Source organism: Tenacibaculum finnmarkense genomovar ulcerans (assembly GCF_900239495.1).
GTDB lineage: Bacteria > Bacteroidota > Bacteroidia > Flavobacteriales > Flavobacteriaceae > Polaribacter > Polaribacter ulcerans.
In genome coordinates this window covers 227,805-244,518 of sequence record NZ_OENE01000015.1, presented here as the reverse complement: position 1 = coordinate 244,518, position 16,714 = coordinate 227,805, and the positions used below count along the sequence as shown (strand labels likewise).

17 protein-coding genes are annotated in these 16,714 nt (G+C 31.3%); 6 read left to right on the top strand and 11 right to left on the bottom strand.

What is annotated here, in order from left to right; all coding sequences use genetic code 11:
- Positions 1 to 3: 3 nt before the first annotated feature.
- Both DPIF8902391_RS06200 and DPIF8902391_RS06195 read right to left on the bottom strand, forming a co-directional pair.
- The gene (locus DPIF8902391_RS06200; RefSeq protein WP_172505326.1) at positions 4 to 1,161 is read right to left on the bottom strand and encodes a 5-(carboxyamino)imidazole ribonucleotide synthase; all 1,158 of its coding nucleotides are present in this window, start codon (positions 1,159 to 1,161) and stop codon (positions 4 to 6) included.
- Positions 1,162 to 1,250: 89 nt separating this feature from the next.
- A complete protein-coding gene (locus DPIF8902391_RS06195; RefSeq protein WP_058885730.1) occupies positions 1,251 to 1,673 on the bottom strand; it encodes a Rieske 2Fe-2S domain-containing protein in 423 nt (140 codons plus the stop codon).
- A gap of 106 nt (positions 1,674 to 1,779) precedes the next feature.
- On the opposite strand from DPIF8902391_RS06195, the gene greA reads away from it, so the two are divergent.
- Positions 1,780 to 2,253, top strand: coding sequence for a transcription elongation factor GreA (gene greA, locus DPIF8902391_RS06190; RefSeq protein WP_058885729.1), 474 nt, complete (start codon positions 1,780 to 1,782; stop codon positions 2,251 to 2,253).
- A gap of 123 nt (positions 2,254 to 2,376) precedes the next feature.
- Positions 2,377 to 2,769 (top strand): HIT family protein, encoded by a 393-nt coding sequence (locus DPIF8902391_RS06185; RefSeq protein WP_172505325.1) that lies wholly within the window; start codon positions 2,377 to 2,379, stop codon positions 2,767 to 2,769.
- A gap of 79 nt (positions 2,770 to 2,848) precedes the next feature.
- On the opposite strand, the gene DPIF8902391_RS06180 is transcribed toward DPIF8902391_RS06185, so the two are convergent.
- Positions 2,849 to 3,997 (bottom strand): sensor histidine kinase, encoded by a 1,149-nt coding sequence (locus DPIF8902391_RS06180; protein ID WP_172505324.1) that lies wholly within the window; start codon positions 3,995 to 3,997, stop codon positions 2,849 to 2,851.
- 90 nt (positions 3,998 to 4,087) lie between these two features.
- On the opposite strand from DPIF8902391_RS06180, the gene DPIF8902391_RS06175 reads away from it, so the two are divergent.
- The 3 genes from DPIF8902391_RS06175 to DPIF8902391_RS06165 all read left to right on the top strand — a co-directional run bounded on the left by DPIF8902391_RS06175 (position 4,088) and on the right by DPIF8902391_RS06165 (position 6,285).
- The gene (locus DPIF8902391_RS06175; RefSeq protein ID WP_058885726.1) at positions 4,088 to 4,948 is read left to right on the top strand and encodes a flavin reductase family protein; all 861 of its coding nucleotides are present in this window, start codon (positions 4,088 to 4,090) and stop codon (positions 4,946 to 4,948) included.
- Between the two features lie 8 nt (positions 4,949 to 4,956).
- Positions 4,957 to 5,322 carry a DUF3127 domain-containing protein gene (locus DPIF8902391_RS06170; protein WP_058885725.1) on the top strand — a complete coding sequence of 122 codons (366 nt, stop codon included), beginning with the start codon at positions 4,957 to 4,959 and terminating at the stop codon, positions 5,320 to 5,322.
- Between the two features lie 159 nt (positions 5,323 to 5,481).
- Entirely contained in the window at positions 5,482 to 6,285 is an 804-nt protein-coding gene (locus tag DPIF8902391_RS06165; protein ID WP_058885724.1) for an NYN domain-containing protein, read from the top strand.
- Between the two features lie 116 nt (positions 6,286 to 6,401).
- On the opposite strand, the gene DPIF8902391_RS06160 is transcribed toward DPIF8902391_RS06165, so the two are convergent.
- The 3 genes from DPIF8902391_RS06160 to DPIF8902391_RS06150 all read right to left on the bottom strand — a co-directional run bounded on the left by DPIF8902391_RS06160 (position 6,402) and on the right by DPIF8902391_RS06150 (position 8,947).
- Positions 6,402 to 6,659: a DUF1456 family protein gene (locus tag DPIF8902391_RS06160; RefSeq protein WP_058885723.1), complete on the bottom strand. Its 258-nt coding sequence runs from the start codon at positions 6,657 to 6,659 to the stop codon at positions 6,402 to 6,404.
- A gap of 24 nt (positions 6,660 to 6,683) precedes the next feature.
- On the bottom strand, positions 6,684 to 7,307 hold the full coding sequence (locus tag DPIF8902391_RS06155; RefSeq protein WP_369801342.1) for a YqaA family protein: 624 nt from the start codon (positions 7,305 to 7,307) through the stop codon (positions 6,684 to 6,686).
- Positions 7,308 to 7,390: 83 nt separating this feature from the next.
- Positions 7,391 to 8,947: an NAD(P)/FAD-dependent oxidoreductase gene (locus DPIF8902391_RS06150; RefSeq protein ID WP_058885721.1), complete on the bottom strand. Its 1,557-nt coding sequence runs from the start codon at positions 8,945 to 8,947 to the stop codon at positions 7,391 to 7,393.
- A 168-nt stretch (positions 8,948 to 9,115) separates the two neighbouring features.
- On the opposite strand from DPIF8902391_RS06150, the gene aat reads away from it, so the two are divergent.
- Entirely contained in the window at positions 9,116 to 9,739 is a 624-nt protein-coding gene (gene aat, locus DPIF8902391_RS06145) for a leucyl/phenylalanyl-tRNA--protein transferase (protein WP_058885720.1), read from the top strand.
- A gap of 235 nt (positions 9,740 to 9,974) precedes the next feature.
- Here the strand turns inward: aat and DPIF8902391_RS06140 are convergent, their stop codons facing one another.
- From DPIF8902391_RS06140 to DPIF8902391_RS06120, 5 genes are all read right to left on the bottom strand, one after another.
- Positions 9,975 to 10,439 (bottom strand): hypothetical protein, encoded by a 465-nt coding sequence (locus tag DPIF8902391_RS06140; RefSeq protein ID WP_101955652.1) that lies wholly within the window; start codon positions 10,437 to 10,439, stop codon positions 9,975 to 9,977.
- Positions 10,439 to 11,134, bottom strand: a complete 696-nt coding sequence (locus DPIF8902391_RS06135) for a DUF3800 domain-containing protein (protein ID WP_101955653.1) — start codon at positions 11,132 to 11,134, stop codon at positions 10,439 to 10,441. The genes DPIF8902391_RS06140 and DPIF8902391_RS06135 overlap by 1 nt, the downstream gene beginning before the upstream one ends.
- Before the next feature lie 3 nt (positions 11,135 to 11,137).
- Positions 11,138 to 11,335 (bottom strand): helix-turn-helix domain-containing protein, encoded by a 198-nt coding sequence (locus DPIF8902391_RS06130; protein WP_101955654.1) that lies wholly within the window; start codon positions 11,333 to 11,335, stop codon positions 11,138 to 11,140.
- A gap of 296 nt (positions 11,336 to 11,631) precedes the next feature.
- On the bottom strand, positions 11,632 to 13,608 hold the full coding sequence (locus tag DPIF8902391_RS06125; protein ID WP_172505323.1) for a CocE/NonD family hydrolase: 1,977 nt from the start codon (positions 13,606 to 13,608) through the stop codon (positions 11,632 to 11,634).
- Between the two features lie 487 nt (positions 13,609 to 14,095).
- On the bottom strand, positions 14,096 to 16,588 hold the full coding sequence (locus DPIF8902391_RS06120) for a zinc-dependent metalloprotease (RefSeq protein WP_172505322.1): 2,493 nt from the start codon (positions 16,586 to 16,588) through the stop codon (positions 14,096 to 14,098).
- Positions 16,589 to 16,714 lie beyond the last annotated feature (126 nt).

Here is a 16,714-nt window from a genome sequence, read left to right as displayed (position 1 = left end):
ATATTATTTACTAATAACTCTAATCGTTTCTTTTACTTGCTGTGCAACTTTTCTGGCGATATCAATATCTTGATTAACGATTGTTACGTGTCCCATTTTTCGGAAAGGTTTTGTAGTCTTTTTTCCGTAGATATGTGGCGTAACACCATCAATTTTTAAAATTTCATCCATATTTTCGTACACAACATCACCAGTAAAACCTTCTTCACCAACTAAATTCACCATAATTCCAGCAACTTTACTGTCGGTATTTCCTAAAGGAAGATTTAAAATACTACGTAAATGTTGTTCAAATTGATTGGTATAACTTGCTTCAATTGAATAATGCCCAGAATTATGCGTTCGTGGAGCTACTTCGTTTACTAAAATTTCATCAGCTTCAGTTTGAAACATTTCAACAGCTAATAAACCAACAAAATCTAATGTTTTTGCAATTTTTAACGCAATTTCTTGTGCTTTTTTAGCTACAGATTCTTCAATTCTTGCAGGACAAAGTACATATTCAACCTGATTTGCTTCTGGATGAAACTCCATTTCAACAACAGGATATGTTTTAATATCGCCATCAGCATTTCTAGCAACAATTACCGCTAATTCATTTTTAAAAGGAATTAATTTTTCGGCAATACATTCGCCTTCAGGTAAAGATTGTAAGTCGTTATAATTACGAACGACCTTTACACCAGTACCGTCATAGCCAAATTGTGCCGCTTTCCAAACAAAAGGAAATTCAATAAGCTTGTTTTGATACGAATGTTTTAATTCGTCTAAAAAAGCAAAATGAGAAAAATCAGCAGTAGGAATTTGATGTTCTTTATAAAATGATTTCTGATGCGCTTTGTTTTGAATAATTCTTAAACTAGCGGGCTTCGGATAAATGGTCAATCCTTCTGCTTCTAATTTGTCTAAGGCATCAATATTTACATTTTCTATTTCAATAGTTAAGACATCAACTTTTTTACCGAAATTATAAACGGTATCAAAATCGAATAAATCGCCTTGATGAAATTCATTGCAAATTTGTGCGCAAGGAGCTTGTTGGTTATCACCTAAAATAACGGTGTAAATATCAAATTTTTGGGTTTCGCTAAGTAGCATTCGTCCTAATTGTCCGCCACCGAGAACACCTAATTTAAAGTCTGAAGAAAAATAATTTGTCAAGATAAATAGTTTAAAATGTTGTTAGCACAAAAATAACACTCTAAAGGATAGAATAATTATATATAAGCGTATATTTAAAAAGCATGTATTTAACGAGATACTCTTAATTGCGAGCTGTTAATTGGTGTTACAAAATACAGTAAAGCATTACAGCCTTTGTTATCAATAGAAGCGCCATTGGCTAAATAATTATACTTTTTAGCATCGCAGGGGCAGTTGATATGAATTCCATCAAAATACATTAAAGCGTTACAAGTATTTTCAGGACACTGCTGGTCAAAGGCTTTATAACCGTTGGTTCCTGTTCTAAAAATAACAAGATTACGCCCTTGTATAGTGTTTTCAGATTGTCCGCCAGGCACTAATAATCCTTGAAATTCAGGCAATGTTAAATCAATAATAGCATTTATTTCAACACTTCTAAAACAGTTGTTTACAGGCACATTATCAGTACAACTAATTGTTGTATTTATGCCGATTATTAAAACTAATAGGTAAAAAATATTTTTCATTATTTAAAAATTGAGTTTCCTAAGCAAGGTTACGAATTTACAAATATTTTGTATATTTGTAAAGCAATCTCATTCCTATCGGTATGAGATTTTTAAATTAAAAATTATGAGTGAAGTATCATATTATAGTGCAGAAGGATTAAAAAAATTAAAAGAAGAGTTATCACAGCTAGAGCATGTTGAAAGACCAAGAGTTTCTCAAGAAATTGGTGATGCTATAGATAAAGGAGATTTAAGTGAAAATGCAGAGTATCATGCTGCAAAAGAAGAGCAATCTTTATTAGAAACTAAAATTGCGAAGCTTAAAAATGTAGTTGCGAATGCTCGTATTATTGATGAGAGTCAGTTAGATTTATCTAAAATATTAATTCATTCTATCGTAAAGTTAAAAAACACAACCAACGGTATGGAATTTACATATACTTTAGTTGCTGATTCTGAAACTGATATTAAAAATGGTAAATTATCAGTAAATTCACCTATCGGAAAAGGATTGTTAGGTAAAAAATTAGGTGAGATAGCCGAAATTAAAGTGCCTAATGGTATTATGAAGTTTGAAATTATGGAAATTTCTAGATAAAATTTTAAAACTTATTTTTTTTGATAAAAGCGTTGCATCTAGCAGCGCTTTTTTTATTTTTACAAGCATATTTTTAATCATCATTTTGATGAAAAAGATGATAACCATTAAATTAAATAAACCATGGCAAGTATTTTTACCAAAATAATTTCAGGAGAAATTCCTTCTTATAAAGTAGCAGAAAATGATAATTTTATTGCTTTTTTAGATATCAATCCGAATGCAAAAGGACATACGTTGGTAGTTCCTAAAAAAGAAGAAAATAAAATTTTTGATTTATCGAAACAAGAATATACTGAGTTAATGGATTTTTCGTATCGTGTGGCAAAAGCTATTGAAAAAGCCGTTCCTTGTAAACGTGTTGGAATGAGTGTAATCGGTTTAGAAGTGCCACATGTTCATGTACATTTGATTCCTTTAAATGCTATGGCAGATATTCAGTTTAAAGAAAAAGTAAAATTATCGGAAGAAGAGTTTTTAGCTTTAACAGAAAAGATATCAAGTTATTTTGAGTAATTTATTATTTTTATTTAGCTTTAACAAGGGGTTTTAATCCCTTGTTTTTAATGCTTTAAGTGAAAATAAAATTTAGAATCTAAATTTTATGAAGTGAAATTTCAAAAGTTGTTCCTTTATTAATGGTTGATTTTTGAACGACTATTTTTCCGTTATGGTATTCTTCAACAATACGTTTTGAAAGTGATAAACCCAAGCCCCAACCACGTTTTTTTGTGGTAAAACCAGGTTCGAAAATTTGTTTAAACAACTTTTTTTGAAGTCCTTTTCCTGAATCGGTAATGCTGATTTTTACCTGTTTTGGCGTTTCTGTAATTGCTAATGAAAGATCGCCTTTTCCTTGCATGGCATCAATAGCATTTTTTAGTAAGTTTTCAATAACCCAGCCGTATAATTCAATATTTAAAAGGGTTGAGATGTTTTTTTTATCCGAAGAAAAAGAAAAATGTACCTTCTTAGAGCTTCGAGATTTTAAATAATTAAATGCCGTTTGGGTTTCTAAAACAATATTGTGTATTTTTAATTTCGGTAAAGAACCAATTTTAGAAAATCGATTAGCAATAGTATTTAATCGGTCAACATCTTTTTCAATTTCAAGAATATAGTCTTCATTTACATCTTCAGATCTTAAAATGGCTATCCACCCTAATAAGGATGATAATGGCGTGCCAATTTGATGCGCTGTTTCTTTTGCCATACCTGTCCAAAGTTTGTTTTGATCGGCTATTTTGTTTGATGTGTACATCATGTAAACGATGGTTAAAAAAAGCCCTAAAATTAACAGTAAGGCAAGCGGATAGTATTTTAACTGGCATAATAAATCGGAATTTCGGTAATAAAGGTATTGGGTAATTCCAAAATATTCAATCATAATAGGGGCGTTTTGCCTTTTCATAATTGCCAATTGTGCTTCCAGATATTTTGGGTTTTTAGATTTTAGCGTATCTAAATTTCGATACAAATCAATACCGCCATTTTCATTGACCAAAATAGTAGGAATATCTTCAATAGTTTGATATATTTTATTGATTAAATTGGTGTTTTCGTTTAAATCAATATTTGCTGCTAGTTCTTTAAAAGCGGCTGCAAATATTTCAATTTTACCACGTTCTTCTTCTTTAAATTTTTGAAAAAACACGTAGGTATTCCATAAAATAAAAGAGACTATTAATAAAGATATGAAAACGCTAATTCGTTTTGCCCAATAGGTGTTTTTAAAAAAAATCATGGATCAAATATAAACTATTCATAAATTAGTATAAGAGAATAACTTCATTTGTGAAAGCGTAGTATATTTACAGTAAAAAATAATTTAAATATGTTGTCATTAGATCCTAAAGAATTGCCTGTAGCAAAATTACATAGTTATTTATTAGGTGCCATAGCGCCCCGACCAATTGCTTTTGCAAGTACTGTAGATGCCGATGGAAACCCTAATTTATCGCCTTTTAGTTTTTTTAATGTTTTTGGTGCAAATCCGCCGATGTTAATTTTTTCGCCAGCAAGAAGCGTAAGAGATAATAGTAAAAAACATACTTTAGAAAACGCTGAACAAACCAAAGAAGTGGTTATAAATGTGGTTAATTACAATATGGTACAGCAAATGTCATTAAGTAGTGCTATGTATCCTAAAGGTGTAAATGAGTTTGAAAAAGCCGGTTTCACTATGTTGCCTTCGGATAAAATAGCGCCTTTTAGGGTTGCTGAATCGCCCGTACAATTGGAGTGTAAAGTAACCGATATTATTTATACAGGAACGCAAGGAGGTGCAGGGAATTTAATTATTTGTGAAGTCGTTAAATTACATATAAACGAAAATGTATTAGCCGAAGATGGAAGCATAGATCAGCATAAAATAGATGTAGTGGCTAGGGCAGGAGGAAGCTATTATACCCGTGCTAGAGATGGTTTTTTTGAAATACCAAAGCCAATTTCGGAAGTAGGAATTGGGGTTGATAAAATACCTGCAGAAATTAGAAATAGTAGCATTTTAACAGGGAATAATTTAGGAATGTTAGCCAACGTAGCACAATTGCCTAATCAGGAAGCTGTTAATAACTTTACAGAAGAACATCCCAAATATTTTTCGCTTACAATTGAAAAAAAACATACATTTGCACAGCAGTATTTAAAGAATAATGATGTAGAAAGTGCTTGGAAAGTGCTTTTAATTAAATAGATAAGAATATGGAAATTATTGGAAAGATTAAATTAATTAACGAAGCACAAACATTTGGCGCTAGCGGATTTAGAAAACGTGATTTAGTGGTAACTACAGATGAGCAGTATCCGCAAATGATACTTATTGAGTTTGTACAAGATAAATGTGATCTTTTAAACAATTATTCAGTAGGACAAGAAGTTAAAATCTCTATTAACATAAGAGGTAGAGAGTGGATTAATCCTGAAGGAGTAGCGAAATATTTCAATGCTATTCAAGGATGGAGAATTGAGAGTTTAGCACAAGCAGCACCTCAAAATATACCTCCTGTTGATAGTTTTCAACAAGCACCAGACTTATCTGCAAACGAGCCAGACGATTTACCTTTTTAATCAAAGGTTTATAAATATGATAAAAGAGCGCTATATGCGCTCTTTTTTTGTGGGAAATTTTTTATCTTTTATTCATATTTTTAACAATATGATGATTTAAACTTAAAGAACTTTAAAGTGTTGATTTGTAGATTGATTCAAAATTAATAAGAATTATTTATGCAAAATAAAAATATAGCGATGTTAATTGATGGTGATAATGCGCAACCAAAATATTTAAAAAATATTATGGAAGAAACATCTAAACACGGTCGCATAATTATTAAGAGAATTTACGGCGATTGGTCTAGCGAGTTTATGAAAAGCTGGAAAAAAAAATTGAGTACTTTTTCGATAAAACCAATTCAAGAATTTGCATATACAACGGGTAAAAACGCTACTGATATTGCACTTGTTATTGATGCAATGGATATTTTATACCGAGAAAAAATAGATGTTTTTTGTATTGTTTCAAGCGATAGTGATTTTACAGGATTAGCCAACAGAGTTCGAGAAAGTGGGCGATTAGTTCTTGGAATTGGTAAAAATCAAACGCCAAAATCATTTGTAAATGCCTGTGATTTTTTTATGTTTACCGAATCTTTTTCCGAAGAAAATATAGCGGAAATTACAGCAACTCTTCCTGAAGTCTTGACCGAAGATATCCTTGAAAAAGCGAAAAAATCATCAAAAAAATCATCAAAAAAAGAAAAAAAGAAGAAGAAAAAAGAAGAAAAGAAAAATAAAATTGATGTTAATTTACTTCAAAAAGCGGTCGGAATTGTTCAGCAAAGAAATAGAAATGGAGAGGTGCAATTAGGGCAATTATCTCAAGAAATTAGGCGATTGAAACCTAATTTTAATGTAAAAAAACATGGCTTTAAAAATTTCACTTCTATGTTTAAATCTTTAGAAGATTATTTCGAAATGATTTATATAAATAATAACGCTACCGTTTTAATACGAAATAAGAAACCAAGTTAAATTAATACTGTAGATAGTTTTATCTATTACTGATAAAATATATGGTTAGGTGTTTTTAAAAACCAAAAAACCTTCTAATTTCTCAGAAGGTTTTTTGTGATTTATTATGTTGCTATTTATTTAGCAGGTTCTACTTTTTTCTTTGCAGGCATCGGTCCTCTTAAGTGAATTACCAATCCGTTTAAAAAATTTCTAAGAATTTGATCACCACATTCCATATATTTAGGATGCTCTTCATTTCTGAAAAGTGCCCCTAATTCTCCTTTAGAAACTTTAAAATCTACTAAAGCACAAATTTCAACAATATCAGTATCACGTAATTTGTGTGCTACTCTTAATTTTTTAAATATATCGTTGTTTGATAAGCCTCCCATAATGTTGTTTTTAATAATATTAATTTAATTAACCATACTGAAAATAGCCCAAGCATAAATAGCAAAACGTAAAAAACGAAATAGCCCAAAAAAGACTACTTTTTTAAACGGATACTTAATCATACCGGCTGTTAAACAGCTAATAGCAAACGGCAAGGGTAATAATGCGCCCACTAAAATTAAAATACCTCCCCATTTACTGGTGTTTTTGAGGTTTTTAGCCATTTTAACTTCCAGATAATTTTTTATTGACTTAATTTTTAAAGCTGATCTTCCTATAAAATACGCCGTTAAACCTCCTAAATATGACAAGGTTGCTAATAGCGATAAGTTTAACAACGGATCGGCTGTTTTCTTTGACCAAGCAATAAAAATTTCAGGTGGAATTAACCCTAAAATTGTTTCAGAAATGAAAAAAGTCGTTAAAATACCAATCCTAGAAAATGTTTCGGTTACTATTTGTAAGCCGTCATTTATGTTGTAAACATATCTATTAAATAAAAATACGCCTACAACAGCAATTACTATTGGTAAAAAAGCTGCCTTTAAACTTTCCCAAATAAACATATAAAAACCAGTGCGTTGATAATAAATATGCAAACGCTTTACGTGTGGTTTTTTATTTTTTATGATTCTTTTTTTCTTCACTTTATAGTTCCTTAATTCTCTAAGCCTTTTTAGATTACAAAAATACAAGGTAATTACAGATAAATCAACACAAATATTGTTAATTATAAGTTAGCGATAGCAGCTTCAGCACAACGCTCGCCATCCATAGCGGCAGAGATAATTCCACCAGCATAACCACCACCTTCACCACAAGGATATAAACCGTCTAACTGTGGGTGTTCTAAATTTTCTTTTCTAGGGATATTTACAGGCGATGAAGTACGAGATTCAACCCCTATAATATTTGCTTCGGCTGTATAATATCCGTGCATTTTTCTACCAAAAGCATCAAAACCTTTACGCAATCTGCCTCCAATTATTTTTGGAAGTAATGAGTGTAATGGTGATGATTTTAATCCAGGTTGGTAAGAAGTTTCATTTAACGATGATGATAAATTACCTTCAACAAAATCGGTTAAACGTTGTGCTGGTGCAACTTGACTTTTACCTCCTGCATTAAAAGCTAGTTTTTCTAAATCTTTTTGAAACTCTAGTCCTTTTAAAGCACCAAAATGTTCATATTTTCTAAAATCTTTATCAATATTTAATTCAACAACAATACCTGAATTAGCAAATTTATTATTTCTTCGAGATGGCGACATTCCGTTTACAACAACTTCACCATTTGCAGTTGCGGCAGGTACGATAAATCCACCAGGACACATACAAAATGAATATACACCTCTATTATTTACTTGTTGTACTAAACTATAAGCCGCAGCGGGTAATAATTCATCTCTTTGACCATCACAACTATATTGAATTTGGTCAATAATTTCTTGCGGATGCTCAACACGAACCCCCATAGCAAATGATTTTGCTTTTAATAAAATATCTTTTTTATCTAATAATTCGTAAATATCTCTTGCAGAATGACCTGTTGCTAAAATTACAGAATTAACCGTCATTTCATTGCCGTTTTTTAATCGAATAGCCTGTAATTTACTGTTTTTAATCACAAAATCGGTAACACGAGTTTCAAAATGAACTTCACCACCGTATTTTATAATATTCTCACGGATATTCTGAATAATTTTAGGCAATTTATTAGTTCCAATATGTGGATGTGCATCAATTAAAATATCTTGTGCAGCTCCATGATACACTAAATTTTCAAATATTCGGCGAACATCACCACGTTTTAAACTTCTGGTATATAATTTTCCGTCAGAATAGGTTCCTGCACCACCTTCGCCAAAACAGTAATTAGAATCTTCATTTACAAAATGCTCTTGATTAATAGCACGTAAATCTCTACGACGATCTTGGACATTTTTACCACGTTCTAAAACAATCGGCTTGTATCCTAATTCAATACAACGAAGTGCGGCGTACATTCCCGCAGGGCCAAAACCAATAATATGTATTTCCTTAGCATTAGAAACATCTTGATATTCAAAAACATAATCAGGCGTATCAGGCAAAGGCTCGTTTACATAAACGGCTACTTTATAATTAAAAATCACGTCTTTTTTACGTGCATCGATTGATTTACGCAATACTTTTACCGTAGTTATATCTGAAATCGCGATTCCTAATTTTCTAGAAGCTTTCTGTTTTAAAATATCAGCTTTCTTTTCTTCTATTAAATTAACGCGTAGTTGAAGTTCTTTTACCATTTTGCAAAATTATGCAAAATAATATAGATTTTAATAGATAGCTTCTTATTTTGACAAGTGCTTGTTTAAAAAATAAAAAAATCATCCGAAGGTTCTTGTTTTTTGATTTTTACTGCTGATAACTACATTATATTTGTGCTGTTTATTAATCGTTATAATTTTTTTTAGATGATTTGGTTACCTGAAGAAATAGTATTTCCGCCCTATGAATTTGCAAATGAAGAAGGTGTTTTGGCATTTGGAGGCGATTTATCGGCAGAACGTTTGGAGTTTGCGTACAAAAATGGAATTTTTCCATGGTTTAATGAAGGCGAGCCAATTGTTTGGTATGCGCCACCACAGCGCATGGTTTTATTTCCTGATCAGGTGAGAGTTTCAAAATCGATGAAACAGGTTTTACGAAAAGAGAATTTTGTAATTACAGAAAATAAAGCTTTTCGAGAAGTTATTTTTAATTGCCGTCATATCGACAGAAACGACCAATTAGGAACTTGGATTACCGACGATATGGAAAATGCCTACATTAATTTACATGATAAAGGAATTGCAAAATCGATAGAAGTTTGGCAAGATGATATTTTAGTAGCTGGTTTGTATGGTATCGATTTAAAAAATGGTGTTTTTTGTGGCGAAAGTATGTTTAGTAAAGCAAGTAATATGAGTAAAGTAGCGTTTATTCATTTGGCTAAAAACTGCGGATATAAATTAATAGATTGCCAAGTTCATAACGAACACCTAGAAAGTTTAGGTGCTCGTGAAATTGATAGGAGTGATTTTTTGAAGTTGTTGTAGGGTTTCGTTATCGTATTTTATAAAAACCTACTTACTTTTGGTTTAGCTAGAAATACCAATAACGATACACTTTGTTCAGTCTCTGGCATTGTTGTTGTGCTATCATATATGCAAGTTTTCTGCTTGAAAATTTTCATTGTTTAAAATAAGTTGTAGATTTGCATTGTTCTTTACCTTGGGTATGGAATTTACAAAGGTCTTAAACGTTGAACCCGAATCAACGTTTTTTTTGTGCTTAATTTTTTCCAAAGTATTTTTCACTTTTCTCAAAATCTGGACTATTCAAAATGTTATCAATATCATTTTTTTCATATGCTGTAATAAATTTAGCTTTGAGTAAAGCCGTAAACATTACAATAACAACATAGTTTCCTTTTACAACTGCAACACGTCTATTTTTATAGTATTCTTTTCGTTGAGTATCCCAACCTTTTTTTAAAATTGCATTCTCATCTTGTAAGGTGTCTTTAATCCATAACATTTTCTCAAGACGATTTAAAGATAAAATAGATTTATCTTTATGTTTTCTATCTCTACTTTCATAAAAACAATGGTCGAACATATCTTCATAAAACTTAACAACAATTCCGTCAAAAGTTTTGATTCCACACAAACAATAAACATCTTTCCATTGGTTTCTCATTTTGATCTCTAATTCTTCTTTTTCAATCTTATGTGGTTTTAGTTTTTTGTACGACATTACCAACCACCATTTAAATTGATTAAAAACACATTAAATTTTTCTTGAAATTTAGGCGTAGACCTAATTTCTTTTCCTAAATATGTTTCTTCAATGTATTTTGTTAATTCTATTTTTGCTTTACTTGTAGTCTTATTGTTGAATTTTGCATTTGTCAAACCTGTTAAAATGTCAGCAAGTTGAATAGCTACCGATTCATCTGAAGGTAGTGCTTGAAGAGTAGGAATACTTGAAGTTAAATTAGATAAATCAAGAACATTTTTTAAATCTTTTAACCTGTTTTTATCTCTATTAATTTTATGGTCTAAAAATATAGAGTATTCATTAAAGTCAAATATCCAATGATGAAGAAGTTGGTAATAAAATTTATAAAAACCTAATTCTACATCATTATTACTAAAGTTATAATTATCAACTTTCGAAATATCTATAATTATAGTTCTAAATCTTAATTGTGGTGTTTGAAAAAAATAATCTAAAATATCCTTATATAAGTCATAGAATTTTGGAGAAACTTTATTCCATTTTAATTCTCCATATACTTTATGTTTTTCTTTTATTTCTTTTATTTTATATTTAAAAATATCTCTATAACTTGAAGTCATCCATATTCCGCCAATTGCAGTATAATCATGAGCTTGTTTGTCAACAAGAGCTTCTAAGCCACTTTCATCACAATAAATTTCAAATTTCATATTTTATTGTTTTTTTGTAGATGTAATTAATAGTCTAACATCAACATCTAGAATTTTGGCAATTTTAAACAAATCTTCTAAATTTGGTTGTCTCCTATTTTGAACATACGCATTAATCATATTGTAGCTTTTGTTTAATTTTTCAGCTAACCAAGTTTGTTTAATGCCTTTTTCTTTTAATATCTCTTTAATTCGATTCATTTACTTACAAGTCTTACTGCAAACATATAAAAACATATCATATAATGAGATATTAAAAGTGTTTTTAGTTGTGTTTTTTATGTCTAAGTAGCTGTTTTGTTTCTTAAGTTGTTGAATATAGACTTCTAACTGTTAATATTTTCATTGTTTTAATGATGTATATCTTATGACAAGGTATTTAGCTGTTTTTGAGTCAATAATCAAGCTAATTTAAACACAAAAACCCCATGATTTTCATCACGAGGCTTTGCTTAAAAATGTCTTAAAATTACATTAAAAATAATCTTCAAAAAATATTATTCCAACACAGAAAACTCAATACTAGAATCTGAAAAAACAGTATGCGTTTGGTTTTTGAAATCTTTTTTATCAGCTTTATAAATATTATCTACATAGGTTTGCGGATTCAAATCGATTAAAGGAAACCAGGTACTTTGCACTTGAATTTGTAATTTATGCCCTTTTTTAAAGGTGTGAAAAACATCTTGTAATTTAATATTAACAGCTGTTTTTTTGTTTGGAGTAAACGGTTCAGGTTTCGAAAAACTATTTCTAAAACGCCCACGCATCACTTCACTACGAACCATCATATGATAATTACTCAATTTTAAATGCGTTTGCATATCTTTATTATCATTTTTTAAATCAGAAGGATGCACATCAATAACTTTTACAATCCAATCGGCAGCTGAACCTGTAGTTGCTACTTTTAATTTTGCTAAAATATCTCCTGCTAAAGTAAAATCTTCGGATAAAATTTCTGTTTGAAAAACTAATACATCAGGTCTTCGAGCAGCAAAACGCTGATCGTCGGTCATGTATTTTCTTGGTGTGAAAACTGTTTTTATATCTTGTGAATAAGGAACAGGATGTTTTAAATCACTTACAAATGTTGTTTTTGAATTCCCTTTTTTAGTTTTCTTTTTATCCGCAGTTAATTCTTGATTTTCTGATAAGAAAAATGACTGCTTTTTTGTGTTTTTTGGAGGCCAAACATCGTATGATTTCCATTGTTTTTTTCCTGAATCAAAAACATAAGCTTCTGGTAATCCACTATTTTTTGAACCGTTTCCTTTTAAGAAATGATTGAAAAACTTCGTTTCGATATTTTTCTGAAAATTAAGCGAAATAGAATCTCCAAAATAGTAATTTCCAACTTTATTGGCTACTTTATTTCGAGACCATCCGCCGTGATCCCAAGGACCAAAAACTAAGGTATTGTAATTATTTGGTTGATGTTTTTCAATATTTTTATAGGTTTCTAAAGGACCGTATAAATCTTCGGCATCAAACAATCCACCAACAATCATCGTGGCTACTGTTGAAGGAACTTTGTTTAAATGTTGAATAATTCCTTTGCTTTGCCAAATTGAATCGTAATTAGGATGTTCTACGATTTCTTTCCAGAAAAAATCATCAATTTTGTTTTTATCGTTACTAGTTTTAGAGGCAATTTTAGCATCTAATGTATCATATTGAAAATATTCGTTTAAATTTTTTAAAGGACCTTTGTCTAAAAAAAACTGATATTGGTCTTTTGTTTTCATCTTCGGAAAAGAATACCAAGACGAATCTGTAGGCTGGTCTTTATAAGTTCCGAATAATGGAATTGCGTTAAAATAACTTAGCATAAATGCGCCATTATGATGAAAATCATCAAAAAAGAAATCGCCAATACAAGCCTGTGGAGATGCTGCTTTTAATGCAGGATGCGCGTCAATTGCTGAAATAGTTGCGTAATGCCCAGGGTAGGAAGTTCCCCAAGTTCCAACCTTTCCGTTGTTATTGGCAGTGTTTTTAACTAACCAATCAATGGTATCAAAAGTATCGCTGGTTTCATCGGTTTGTTTGGCTTTTTTATTAGGAATGTACGCACGCATATTGTCGTAAACGCCTTCGCTCATCCAACGCCCACGAACATCTTGATACACTACAATATTCCCTTGTTTCATTAAAATAGGGTTGGGGGCAATTCTGGTTTTGAAAGCATCTTTTCCGTAAGGACGACAACTATACGGCGTTCGTTGTAATAAAATAGGATATGTTTTTGTAGTGTCTTTTGGCGTGTAAATAGTGGTGTGTAATTTTGCACCATCACGCATGGTAATTTTTACTTCTTTTTTAGTGAAGTTGTCTTTTACATAGGTGTTTTTAACCGCTTTTTTTGCTTCGGATGTTTTTACTTCGGATGTTGCTGTTTTTACAGCATTTTTTGGTGTACAGCTACTAATTAGCAATACTAAAATGATGGAGAATTTAAGGAGTAGTTTCATGCAGTTTTGTTATTTAGGGAGTAAATATAAATAAAAGAAGTTGTATTGAAACCGATTTTAAAAATCAGCTTCGATACAACTTCTAGGAAAGGTTTTAGAACCTGTTTAATTCATCTGAAAAAAATATCACAGAAAAATAAGGAATCGCATTCGTCAACCTGAATTTAGTTCAGGTTCGCATCCTGATTTGCCGTGTTTTTTAGCTTTTTTTTGATGAATTTTATACTAAAAAAGTTCTCGATACAATTTTTTTGAAGGAAAAAAATCACTCGAACTGACAGTTTCTTTATTGGTTTTTGCAATAAAATTAAAATAGGCTCTAAAAACTTTATATAGTATCTTCTATATTTTAAAAGTATCTAAAAATCCCTAGCCCCGATTGAGCAATTGTTTGAGCTCTTTTTTGTTTTTTCTTTTCGAAAAAATAAAAAAAGCGAGTGCGGAAAGCGGGAAATAGCTTCAAATAATTTTAAAAGATAAAAACAGCTTATTTAGGATCTAAAATACTTTCGATTCTATCTAAAACATCTTGTAAATGATAACGAGAAATATTGTTTTTAGCAATACTTAAAGCTCTTTTAGCATCTGTTTTTAAACGTTTTAATTCGCCTCTAACAACCGATTTAATATCCGATTGGCTAATGTTTACCGCGGTTTGCTTAAAATATCCGCCGTTATTATGTCCTTTTTGATTTTTAGCTTTGTTTAATAAAAAATCTAAACGATCTAAATGAGCACGTTGTAAATTTCGGCGGTACGCATCAATGGTTTTACGACTGTATAATTCGCTCCAAATTCCTTTGCGCAAATCTTGCATCATATTTACAAGGGTGTAGGCTTTTGCGCCGTTTAAGGTTTCGTTTTCAATTAAACGCGTCATTCTACCGGTTTTTAAAATACGATTTAAGGTTCTTGTTTGTAATTTTCTAATACGCTGATCAGCACCTGAAAATTGTATTTTATCAAAAATATTTTTATCTAATAACCAAGTAGGCGTGTTAAATAATTGCTCGTTTACAAATTTCAAGGCATTTTTCTGATGATTTTTAGAAACATGTGTATATACAGCGCCATTTTGATTTGCGGTTTTGTAATTTTCGTAAACACCACCAATATTAGAACTTACATGCCCCATGTAGCGATTAAATTGCCCTAGTAATTGCCCGTACATGGTTTTTAATTCGTCGTAATTTTCGCCATCTTTAGTCGTCCATTTTTCTAAATTTGGTAAAATACGTTGTAGGTTTTTAATACCATAAGCACTTGCTTTTATAGCATTATCACCTAAATCTTCTGTTTGTGAACTCGGGTCGATAACATTTACAACTTGCTGATGTCCGAACCTATAAATAGGATTATCTGCTTTGTCAAGAATCCACTTATTTAAGGTTTTCTTTTCGTCTTTAGCCGATGTATTTACTATCGGACGATATCCCCAACTGATGGCATATTTATCGTAAAGCCCAATATTTGGCATTAAAGCAACGCCTTTATCTTCAGGCTGCGCGATGTAATTAAAACGAGCATAATCCATAATTGATGGCGCTGTTCCGTATTTTTTAGTAAAGCTTGCCGAACGTAAAGAGTCAACAGGATAGGCTACTGAACTTCCCATATTATGAGGCAATCCAAGGGTGTGCCCAACTTCGTGAGACGAAACAAAACGAATTAAGCGTCCCATAGTTTCTTCTTTAAATTCCATGCTTCTAGCATCAGGATTTATAGCGGCAGTTTGAATAAAATACCAATCGTGCAATAAAGTCATTACATTATGATACCAGTTAACATCCGATTCTAAAATTTCTCCAGAACGAGGGTCGCTTACATGAGGACCGTTGGCATTCGGAATTGGCGAGGCTAAATAACGTACTACAGAATAACGTACATCTTCAGGGCTCCAATCAGGGTTTTCTTGCTTTGTAGGCGCATCTTTTGCGATAATTGCATTTTTAAAACCAGCGGCTTCAAAGGCTACTTGCCAATCATTTATTCCTTGTTTGATGTATTTACGCCATTGTTTTGGAGTGGCATCATCAATATAATAAACAATTTGTTTTTTAGGTTCAACCAATTCACCGTTGTTGAATTTTTCAAGGTCTTGTTCTTTAACTTCTAAACGCCATCTGTCAAGATATTTTACAGATTTACTTTTTTGAGCGTCTAAACCGTAATCAGTTTGCGACCTGGCAAACCATCCTACACGCTGATCAAAATAACGGCGTTTCATTGGTTTTTTAGGTAATAAAATCATTGAATTACTCAATTCCATTGAAATAGCACCAACACTTTTATTAGCAGGTGCGGCGCTAGAAACGTAGGTTTTTACGTGTCGAACTTCAATATTTTTAGGATAACTGCTAATGCGTTCAATATAAGAGCGCTTTGCATCCATTTTAGAAATTTTGTATTCTTTTCTGCTTCTTTGAGGGAAGCCAATCGCTTTTACATCGGTTTTAAATAAAGAAGAAACATCGATTACCGTAGCGGTTGAATCTTTGCTAAATGCTTTTATAGGAAAAGAGTATAAAATTGGCTCAAAGTTAGAGTTTACCACGGCTTTATGAACAGGAAGCAGGCTGTCGGCAACCACATTATAAGAAACTACTTTTAGTAAAATATTTTTTTGCTTTTTTTGCCAACGCAACACTTGTGTGTTTTGTTTTCCACCACCAAAACCAACACCGCTGGCTGTTTTAGCAATTCTAGTAACCATTAACATTTCACGGTTAAGTAACGAATCAGGAATTTCGAATAAAAATTGCTGTTCTTTTTGATGTACTTTAAATAACCCGTTGTCGGTGCTGAATTTTTCAGTAACCACTTTGCTATAGGGTTTTATAGCATTTTTATCGGGCTTTGGTTTTGCCTTGCTTATTTCTTTCTTGTTTTTTTTCTTTTTGAACCATTGTGCATTTGCTTGGGATGAAAAGCTGATGCAAAAAACTACAAGAAGTAGCTGGAAGAATATTTTTTTTATCATAAATAAAGGGTTTTAAAAAAATTTATCGAAATTATTAAATTGCTATTTGTAAAATATTAATTAAATGTTAAAGTAAATGGTATTTTAAATAAAAAAGACAGCTAATTAGCTGTCTTTTTTGTGAAT